Raw genomic sequence first — 8,499 nt, forward strand, 5'->3', positions numbered from 1 at the left:
AGGCGCTTTACGCAGCCGCGACAAATCCCAACAGGATTTGCGCTGGACGCGGGGTGGAGCAGCCCGGTAGCTCGTCAGGCTCATAACCTGAAGGCCGCAGGTTCAAATCCTGCCCCCGCAACCAAATACACAAAGCCCGCCTCGTGCGGGCTTTTGTGTATCTGGTAACAGGTCGAGGATTTAACCCCTAATCAGGCGCACGAAAGTCGAGAATCTCATTCTTTTAGCCTCGGACGTAATCTCGCCGGCCGTCATCCTCTCCTTGAAATCTGCATGTAGCTCGGCGATGAAGCGGGGTTCCATGAACGTCAATTATCCATCGGTGCAAGGATGCCGGCGATTAGACCGCGCACCTGCAGGGTTGCCGGCTGATGGCCAGAGGCTGGCTGGATCGACGCGGCTAGCATTCCCCTCTATTTTTGCTCCCTCATGCGCACAAATCTCATAGCGAGAAGGCCGTGCGCTCGGCCTGATATATTCGCGGTGTCCTTGGTGCCGTCAAAATGCGCTGAGGGTCAATACGGCCGAGAACAGCAGGAGGGTTGCGGATCCGCATCGCCGGGCCAGTAACGGCATTTGCTTTTCATTTCCCAGGACAATTCTGCCTGTCGAGAGCCAGATCGAAGATACGAATAGGACGACGAAGGCGAGGGTTGCGGTGGCGGCTGTCGCAGACACATCCCCTACAGAGGGCATCATCGTAAGCCCGATGATAAGCGCCTTGGGATTCAACAGCGTCGTGATTGCCAGCTGCCGCACTGTCACAATCTCGGTGGGACTGGATCCGGCACCCCAGAGCCGCAGGGCGAGGTAGAATACCCAGGTTGCGGAGGCAAGCTTGACACCTTGTGCGGCCAGAGGGTGGCGGTGGAGAAAAGGACCGGCCAGGCCAGATGCCGGAACGACAATAATAAGATAGGCGGCTACGACAGTGCCAAGCAGCATGATCGCGCGCCCAGCAGTCAGACCCTGAGAGGCCATCGCCAATATCGCATTGGTCGGCCCAGGCAAAATGAGAAGCGCAAAAACGCTGGCTGCAAAAGGTAAAAGATGCACTGCTTCGGTCCCTCGGTTGCGTCACGCTTTTTGCATGGTCAGCCACCTCAATCTTTGACAAAGATCACTTTGCAGCCGGAACATTTCTCGTGGCCCGACCGTTGGGATGAGCTAACTCTGAGGTGCCGCGATGCCTCGCATGATCAGTTTCATACTCACTCGATTGGCCACGGGCTTTGCAATTGGATGCGCCACGGCATTCCTGGTTTGGCAAAACGGTTTTTTCTCCCCCGGCGCCATGGCAGGCAATCTTGATAATTACCTTGCCCAAGGGCTGTTCATTTATCTCTTCGCGAGCACGATAAGCATGGGCTACTTGGCCACAGCTCTCCTGCTGGAAGAAGAATAGCCGCCTTAATCCCCATCAGAAGGCCCGGCCGACATTCTGGCTCAGGCAACCATCCGCGCCAATGCGCAGCGCGACCAGAGCGAATGCAGGGCCTCGACCAGATGGGCGATATCGGCATCGGAATGCAGCGGCGTCGGCGTGATGCGCAGGCGCTCGGTCTTCTTCGGCACCGTGGGGTAGTTGATCGGCTGGACGTAGACGCCGCAATTGTCGAGCAGCAGATCGGAGATCCATTTGCATTTGGCCGCATCGCCGACCAGCACCGGCACGATATGGCTCGGATTGGCCATATGCGGGATGCCGTTCTGGTCGAGCAGCGCCCGGAGCTTGCGCACGCGGTCCTGGTGGCGCGCGCGCTCGAACTGGCTGACCTTCAGGTGCTGGATCGAAGCGACCGCACCAGCGGCCAGCGCCGGCGGCAGCGCCGTGGTAAAGATGAAGCCGGAGGCGAACGAGCGGATGAAATCGCACAGTGCCGCGGAAGCCGCGATATAGCCGCCCATCACCCCGAAGGCCTTGCCGAGCGTGCCCTCGATGACGGTCAGCCGGTCCATCAGCCCCTCGCGCTCGGCAATGCCGCCGCCACGCGGGCCGTACATGCCGACACCATGAACCTCGTCGAGATAGGTCATCGCGCCGTATTTGTCGGCGAGATCGCAGATCGCCTTGATCGGGGCAATATCGCCGTCCATCGAATAGATGCTCTCGAAGGCGATCAGCTTCGGCGCCTTCGGATCGGCGGCCGCAAGCTTGGCTTCGAGATCGGCGACGTCATTGTGCTTCCAGATTACCTTGTCGCATTTGGCGTAACGGATGCCTTCGATCATCGAGGCATGGTTCAGCGCGTCGGAGAAGATGATGAGGCCGGGGATTTTCGCGCCGAGCGTGCCGAGTGCCGCCCAGTTGGACACATAGCCCGATGTGAAGATCAGCGCTGATTCCTTGCCGTGCAGATCGGCAAGCTCACGCTCGAGCATGACATGATGGTGGTTGGTGCCAGAAATATTCCGGGTGCCTCCCGCACCCGCGCCACAGTGGTCGATGGCGTTCTTCATCGCCTCGATCACCTTCGGATGCTGGCCCATGCCGAGATAGTCGTTGGAGCACCAGACCGTGACTTCCTTTTCGCCATCGGCCGTATGGCGCGTCGCGCGCGGAAAATTGCCGCGGTGACGTTCGAGATCGGCAAAAACGCGGTAACGGCCCTCAGCATGAAGCCCGTCCAGCTCGTTTTTGAAAAACGCTTCGAAATCCATATGCAAACTCCCCTGTGTGATCCGAGCAATATATTGTGAGGAGTTCGGCGTATTTGATCTCGATCAAGTTGGATGGAGGGAGCTTCGACGAATTGCCCCTAGCCGTCTGCTGATCGCGGACGGTCATTCCAATCGTTGCAGCCGGCAGGCCGGTTGTTTGATCAGTATCAATTGTCGGAACGGCATCTGGCATTAAAGCTCGAAGGGTGCTGTCTCAACCCCTTTCGGTCCCGGTCAGCCGAGCGATCTGGAGCCGGTCACGATAGGCGCCGACGCCCAGGCTTTCGATCAGGGTGCGAACAGCCTTTTGCTTCAGCTCCGACTCCACGTTACCATCGAGTGTGACCTGGCCGTTCTTGACGGTCACCTGGACCTTCTGAGGCGTTATCCCCAACTCCGACCTCAGACGCGTTCGAACCGCCAGCCTGATCGATTCATCTTCCTTTGGCAGCGGCGCCGTCTGGGCATCGATGATCAGGCCGAGGATGTCTCTGCGGCTGACAATCCCCACAAGACGCCCGTCCTCAACGATCGGCAGCCGCTTGATCCGATGCGCCTGGAGGCTGTCGGCGATATCCGATACCTCGCTGTCGGGGCATGCCACGATGACATCTTGAGACATGACATCGGCGACACACCAGCCATTGCTGGAAATATACCGCTCAAGGTCAATCTCGGATATGATTTCGGACGCGCGGGCGGCGCGGGGGGAGAATCGGATCTCTTTTCGCAGCAGCAGGTCGCCCTCCGTCAGCATTCCGCAGACGCGGCCCTCGTCATCAATGACAGGAAGGCCGCTGACATTGTTTTGCATCATGACAGCGACGGCGTGGCGTATGCCGACCGCTGGACCGGTCGACACCACGTTGGTGGTCATTATGTCCTTCGCCTGCATTGTCCTGCCTCGTTCATAGAAATTGTTGCTGGGATGACGATAATGCGAGCTCGTCGAGCCGCCATTGATCTTCGTCAAACAGCGCGATCCTCGCGAAGAAGCTCGCCGAGCCGCGCCTGTTCGTCCGCCATAGCGCGAGACGATATAGTTCAGCACCGCCTCGTCGCTGTCGACATCGGTGATGCGCTCACGCACCAGCAGGCGCAGATCCTTGGCCAGATCGCCGTTGGAATCGTCGATCGACTGGTTCTGGCAGACCATGCAGCGCAGTTCGGCCGATAGGGGCAGGCCCGCGCCTCGAGCGGCCATGACGGCGAGCCCCCAAAACCGGCACGATGGAGAGGATGAGCGCCGTTGCAAGCGCCAGCACCAGCGCGTAATGGCCGATCTCGATGATCATGGCGTCGCCTTCGCTTCCTTCCCCGAACCTTCCTGGCCCTGGCCTTCCTTCCACAAACCCTGGGCTTTCAGCCTGTCGGCCACGTCCTTCGGCATGTAGGTCTCGTCATGCTTGGCAAGTACGGTGTCGGCGACGAAGACGTTCGTTCCCGGCGTAAACATACCTTCGGTGACGACACCCTGTCCCTCGCGGAAGAGATCGGGGAGGATGCCGGTATATCTAACCTTCACGGCATTGGTGCTGCCGTCGGTGACGGAAAACTCCACCGTCGAGCCGGTATCGCGCACCACGCTGCCCTCGCCGACCAAGCCACCAAGCCGGATACGGGTTTCCGGCGCCACCGGTGTCTTTGCGAGATCCGCCGGCATGTAGAAATAGGCGACCGACTGGCTGAAGGCGAACATAACAAGCAGCACGGCGGCGGCGATGAAGCCCATGCCGCCTGCGATCACCGCGAGGCGTTTCTGCTTACGCGTCACTCCGTCGATCCTTCCGTTGATATGCCGAGTTCCCTGGCAAGCGCCAGCAATTGCCGGCCCTGCTCACCGGACGGCGGAAATGCCGCTGCCGCGGCCTGGGATCGCTCGTCCAGAACGGCACAGGATCGAACCAGCCTGAGCCAGCCATTCAAGTCGTTCGAGCCTTCGGAAAGCTTTGCGTCCAGGTCCGTTATCTGGGCGGCTCCATTAGCGCGGTCCTTGAACCAGTCGCGGCCTGAGGCAAGAGGATGAAGAAGAGAGGCGATTATGGCAGTCGTGATGACCGCGAAAACAATCCAAATGACCATAACGTCCAGACACCTATTTGCGGCCGAACATACGGGGGCCGGGGATCGGCACATTGATCCCGGTCAATTACGCCGAGAGCTCAGCACGCTTCCCGAAGCAGGTCAACGCTATCGACCAGAACGACCTTGCCCCTGACCTCGACGCCCGACGGGGCGAGCGCGGCGAACGCCCGCGAAAGGGCTTCCGGTGCCAGTCCCAGTTTGCCGGCCAAGATTCTCTTCCGGTAGGGAAGGCGGAACGTCACCCGCGAGGTGGAGGCCGAGGTGGGGCAGCGGCTCACAAGGTAGTTTGCAACACGTTGCGCGGCTGTGTGCAACCGGTCGCCGGCAATACAATCCATCGCGCCGAGCAGATGCCTGGCCATGATGCGCATGACGTTCCGGTGTATGATCGGATGTCGGTCGGCAAACGCCCGTAACTCCGCAAGCTCGAACAGCGCGACCTCGGCTCGGTCGGCGGACCACGCGCTATAAGCGTAGGAGCCGCCGCCTGAGAGAAGATATTCGCCAAAGGTGTCGCCCGGCTCGCATACACAGATATCAGCCTCGCGCCCAGCGGATTCCGATTTTGAAAGTCGGACGAACCCGTTCGTGACGCAGTAGACGAACGATGCCTGCTGACCCTCGCATATGATCTTCTCGTCAGGAACGAAGGTGCCAACCTGAGCCGTTGCGGTGAATTGTTCTGCAGTCGCCTGATCCAAACCAGCGAACAGGTCGGACTGCAGAAGTACTGAATTTTTCGCAAGCATCCATCTTCCTTTCGTCTTTGGACCCAGTTTTCGGTTAGGGTTTTCTTCGATCGCTTTCGTCCTCGGCGAGGATTCGCCAGGCGGCTCCCTGAAGGTCGTCATACTGGCCGCTCTTCAGTGACCAAAGGAACGCCAGGAGTCCCATGCCTCCCATCGCCAGCGCGATCGGTATGAGATAGATCAACATGTTCATGCGGCTTTGACCTCCCCACTTCCGCCGACCCGCCCCCGAATTGGCATATCCGGACGTTTGCCGAACGCGTTCAGGCGCAGTGCGTTCATCACGACGATGATCGAAGATGTCGACATTGCCACTGCCGCTATGAGCGGCGTCGCCAATCCGGCGATGGCAATAGGTACAGCCAGCACGTTGTAACCGATGGCGAGGGCGAAGTTCTGCCGGATGAGGCTGGCGGATCTTCGCGCGACGGCGATCGCTTCCGGAACGGCGTCGAGGCGATCGTTGAAGAAGACAAGGTCGGCGGCCTGTCTGCCGATATCGGAGGCCGTGGCCGGCGCCATCGAGACATGCGCCGCAGCAAGGGCAGGGGCGTCGTTGATCCCGTCGCCGACCATGAGCACGCGGCGACCTTCGCCACTGAGTCTGCGGCACTCATCGACCTTCCGTTTTGGCGTCAGAGAGCCTAAAGCCCTGTCGATACCCAAAGCATGCGCCGTATTGTCGACCACGGCCTGCCTGTCGCCGGACACGATCAGCGTTTCAAGGCCGGCTGCGTCGAGCTGGCCGATGGCCTCGCGAGCGCCCGGACGAAGCGTGTCATCGAAGAAGAAGCGGGCGAGGTCGACTCCGTTCCTCGACAAGACCACTTCCGAGAACGGACTATCAGCGATGGGGGGCACGAAGCTGGTTCCGCAGGCAAACGCAGCGTTGCCCAATCGATAGACATCTGCTCCATTCCCTGCCTCCAGTCCTCCACCGGGGATTTCCCTGACGCTGTCGAAGGGTGCAGGTGTGAGTTCCGTGCTCCGCATCAGAGCCTGGGAAAGTGGATGCCGCGAATGCGCGGCCATTCCGCGGGCGATTGCGGTGACGCTCTCGTCTGTGGCGTCGATTTTCACAAGGCGCGGTCTGCCCATCGTCAGGGTGCCCGTCTTGTCGAAGGCCACGGTGTCTGCCTCGGCCAGTCTTTCGAGCGCAGAACCGTCCTTCACCATGATGCCCTTCCGGAAAAGTTCGCCCGCTGCGACGACCTGGACCACGGGCACGGCAAGGCCCAATGCGCATGGGCAGGTAATGATCAGGACCGCTACCGCGACCAGCATTGCCTGTTTCCAGTCTCCACCAAGGAAGCCCCAGGCGAGAAAGGAGACCAGCGCCAATAGATGCACGGCCGGCGAATAGAGCGCCGCAGCGCGATCGGCGATCCTGCGATAGCGAGCTCTTCCGCCCTCGGCGGCTTCCATGAGGCCGATGATCTCCGAAAGAAGCGAATTTCTGGCAACTCGCGTCGCCCGCAAGACGAGCGAGCCCGTCAGGTTCATCGCGCCCGAACTCACTTCGCTGTTGCTGGCGACGGCGACGGGGCTGCTCTCGCCGGTGACGATGGAGAGGTCCATGTCGCTTTCTCCGCTGACGACTACGCCGTCGACGGGAACCCGTTCGCCTGCCGCTATCGAGATTTCATCTCCCACCGCAATTTCTTCTACCGCAATATAACGTCGCGACCCGTCTTGATTGATCAGCAACGCTCCGCGCGGGGCCAGCCTTGCGAGTCCGTTGATCGCCGCCCGAGCCTTTTCCCGCATGACATGATCGAGGGTTCTGCCGATCAGCAGGAAGAAGAGCAGCGAAACCGACGCGTCGAACCAGGCATGCTCACCGTGATGGACGGTCTCCCACAATGAAACGGCATAGGAGAGCGTCACGGCGAGCGAGATCGGAACGTCCATGTTGGTGCGCCCGTGGCGGAGTGCATTCCAGGCCGATTTGAAGAAGAAGCGCCCCGCATAAACCAGCGCAGGCGCTGCTATCATCGCCGAGATCCAATGAAACATGTCGCGTGTCGCGGCATCTGCGCCAGACCAGACCGATACCGAGAGCAACATGATATTGGCAGCAGCAAAGCCGGAAACGCCGATCGCCAGGAGAAGCTGGTTTCTGGTCGTGTCGTTTTCGGCGGCCGAGGCTGTAAAGAGATGTGCTCGATATCCGACCGAATTGATCGCTGCGAGGATCTCGGACGGATCGACGGCATGCGTCTCGATCTCCTCCTGATAGACGCAGGTCACCCTTCGAGCCGTGAGATTGACTCGCGCTGTCTTGACGAAGGGAAGTGTCAGCAACTTCCTTTCGATGGTCGAAATGCAGCCGCCGCAGTGAACATCGGGAACGCTCAAATCCAGCTGGCGCAATCCGCCGCCGAGCGGGTGGCTGGCCAGCCGCACCTCTTCGGCACTCGATGACGTCGTACTGAGGGCAAGCACGCTTTCTGCGTCCATGGTGCAGCAGGTCATTGGCCTGACTCCGCAGTGTCGATGCGTTTGGCCTCGTGCATGACGACCACGCCGCCGTTTCGCGAAATGGCTTCGACGATCCAGTCCCCCTCGGCCAGGCCGTGATTTGCCTCGAACCGTCCCTCGGCTGTTTTTCGGAGCGTGAGGTGGAAGTCTTCGTGATCTCCGACAGGTCGCTTGAAATTCAGCACGACTTCGTCGACGGTCGCAGGTGACCCGTTCTTATCGTGAATGTCGTAGCGGATCTCCTGCCCTTTTATGGAGAGGTCGCCCTTTATGCCGGAAGCGGCCATCGCCTTCATCGCGGCTGCCTTTCGGTTGAATTCCTGGCTTGCCACATAGGTGTTTTCCACGACTAGACCGCTCCAACTGGAGGAGGCATAGAAAGCCATGGTGACGTTCACCGCGATCACCACGGCAAAGAATGCCGAGGTCGCGAGCAGCATGTGCAGGCCTGTAAAACCTTGAGCGGAGGCTCTCATTTGATGTCTCCCGGTGCGTTGAACGCCGCACGGTAGGTTGCCCGGTC

General features: G+C 60.0%; 9 protein-coding genes, 1 tRNA gene and 2 pseudogenes. 2 read left to right on the plus strand and 10 right to left on the minus strand.

The window, feature by feature from the left end; genetic code table 11:
- The first annotated feature begins 47 nt into the window (after window positions 1–47).
- A tRNA-Met gene (locus tag EFB14_RS32545) sits at window positions 48–124 on the plus strand.
- Window positions 125–498: 374 nt separating this feature from the next.
- Here EFB14_RS32545 and EFB14_RS32550 read toward each other — a convergent pair.
- Window positions 499–1,056, minus strand: a complete 558-nt coding sequence (locus EFB14_RS32550) for a threonine transporter RhtB (RefSeq protein WP_126830899.1) — start codon at window positions 1,054–1,056, stop codon at window positions 499–501.
- 130 nt (window positions 1,057–1,186) lie between these two features.
- Between EFB14_RS32550 and EFB14_RS32555 the strand changes: the two genes are divergently transcribed.
- Window positions 1,187–1,405 carry a hypothetical protein gene (locus EFB14_RS32555; RefSeq protein ID WP_126830901.1) on the plus strand — a complete coding sequence of 73 codons (219 nt, stop codon included), beginning with the start codon at window positions 1,187–1,189 and terminating at the stop codon, window positions 1,403–1,405.
- Window positions 1,406–1,446: 41 nt separating this feature from the next.
- Here the strand turns inward: EFB14_RS32555 and hemA are convergent, their stop codons facing one another.
- The 9 genes and pseudogenes from hemA to EFB14_RS32595 all read right to left on the minus strand — a co-directional run bounded on the left by hemA (window position 1,447) and on the right by EFB14_RS32595 (window position 8,452).
- Window positions 1,447–2,661 carry a 5-aminolevulinate synthase gene (gene hemA / locus EFB14_RS32560; protein ID WP_126830903.1) on the minus strand — a complete coding sequence of 405 codons (1,215 nt, stop codon included), beginning with the start codon at window positions 2,659–2,661 and terminating at the stop codon, window positions 1,447–1,449.
- 214 nt (window positions 2,662–2,875) lie between these two features.
- Window positions 2,876–3,556 carry a CBS domain-containing protein gene (locus tag EFB14_RS32565; RefSeq protein ID WP_167494745.1) on the minus strand — a complete coding sequence of 227 codons (681 nt, stop codon included), beginning with the start codon at window positions 3,554–3,556 and terminating at the stop codon, window positions 2,876–2,878.
- A 186-nt stretch (window positions 3,557–3,742) separates the two neighbouring features.
- Window positions 3,743–3,865 (minus strand): annotated as a pseudogene (locus EFB14_RS33845) (cytochrome c-type biogenesis protein CcmH); the annotation flags it as partial.
- Window positions 3,866–3,952: 87 nt separating this feature from the next.
- Complete coding sequence (gene ccmE / locus EFB14_RS32570) at window positions 3,953–4,435, minus strand: cytochrome c maturation protein CcmE (protein ID WP_126830907.1); 483 nt, start codon at window positions 4,433–4,435, stop codon at window positions 3,953–3,955.
- Window positions 4,432–4,629, minus strand: a pseudogene (locus EFB14_RS32575) (c-type cytochrome biogenesis protein CcmI); the annotation flags it as partial. The pseudogene EFB14_RS32575 and the gene ccmE, both read right to left, overlap by 4 nt.
- A gap of 194 nt (window positions 4,630–4,823) precedes the next feature.
- On the minus strand, window positions 4,824–5,495 hold the full coding sequence (locus EFB14_RS32580; RefSeq protein WP_126830909.1) for a Crp/Fnr family transcriptional regulator: 672 nt from the start codon (window positions 5,493–5,495) through the stop codon (window positions 4,824–4,826).
- Window positions 5,496–5,529: 34 nt separating this feature from the next.
- Window positions 5,530–5,688: a cbb3-type cytochrome oxidase assembly protein CcoS gene (gene ccoS / locus EFB14_RS32585; RefSeq protein ID WP_126830911.1), complete on the minus strand. Its 159-nt coding sequence runs from the start codon at window positions 5,686–5,688 to the stop codon at window positions 5,530–5,532.
- Window positions 5,685–7,970, minus strand: a complete 2,286-nt coding sequence (locus EFB14_RS32590; RefSeq protein ID WP_126830913.1) for a cation-translocating P-type ATPase — start codon at window positions 7,968–7,970, stop codon at window positions 5,685–5,687. Before EFB14_RS32590 ends, ccoS begins: the two co-directional genes overlap by 4 nt.
- Window positions 7,967–8,452 (minus strand): FixH family protein, encoded by a 486-nt coding sequence (locus EFB14_RS32595; RefSeq protein WP_126830915.1) that lies wholly within the window; start codon window positions 8,450–8,452, stop codon window positions 7,967–7,969. Before EFB14_RS32595 ends, EFB14_RS32590 begins: the two co-directional genes overlap by 4 nt.
- Window positions 8,453–8,499 lie beyond the last annotated feature (47 nt).

The organism is Rhizobium fabae (assembly GCF_003985135.1).
In the GTDB taxonomy this organism is placed as follows: domain Bacteria; phylum Pseudomonadota; class Alphaproteobacteria; order Rhizobiales; family Rhizobiaceae; genus Rhizobium; species Rhizobium pisi.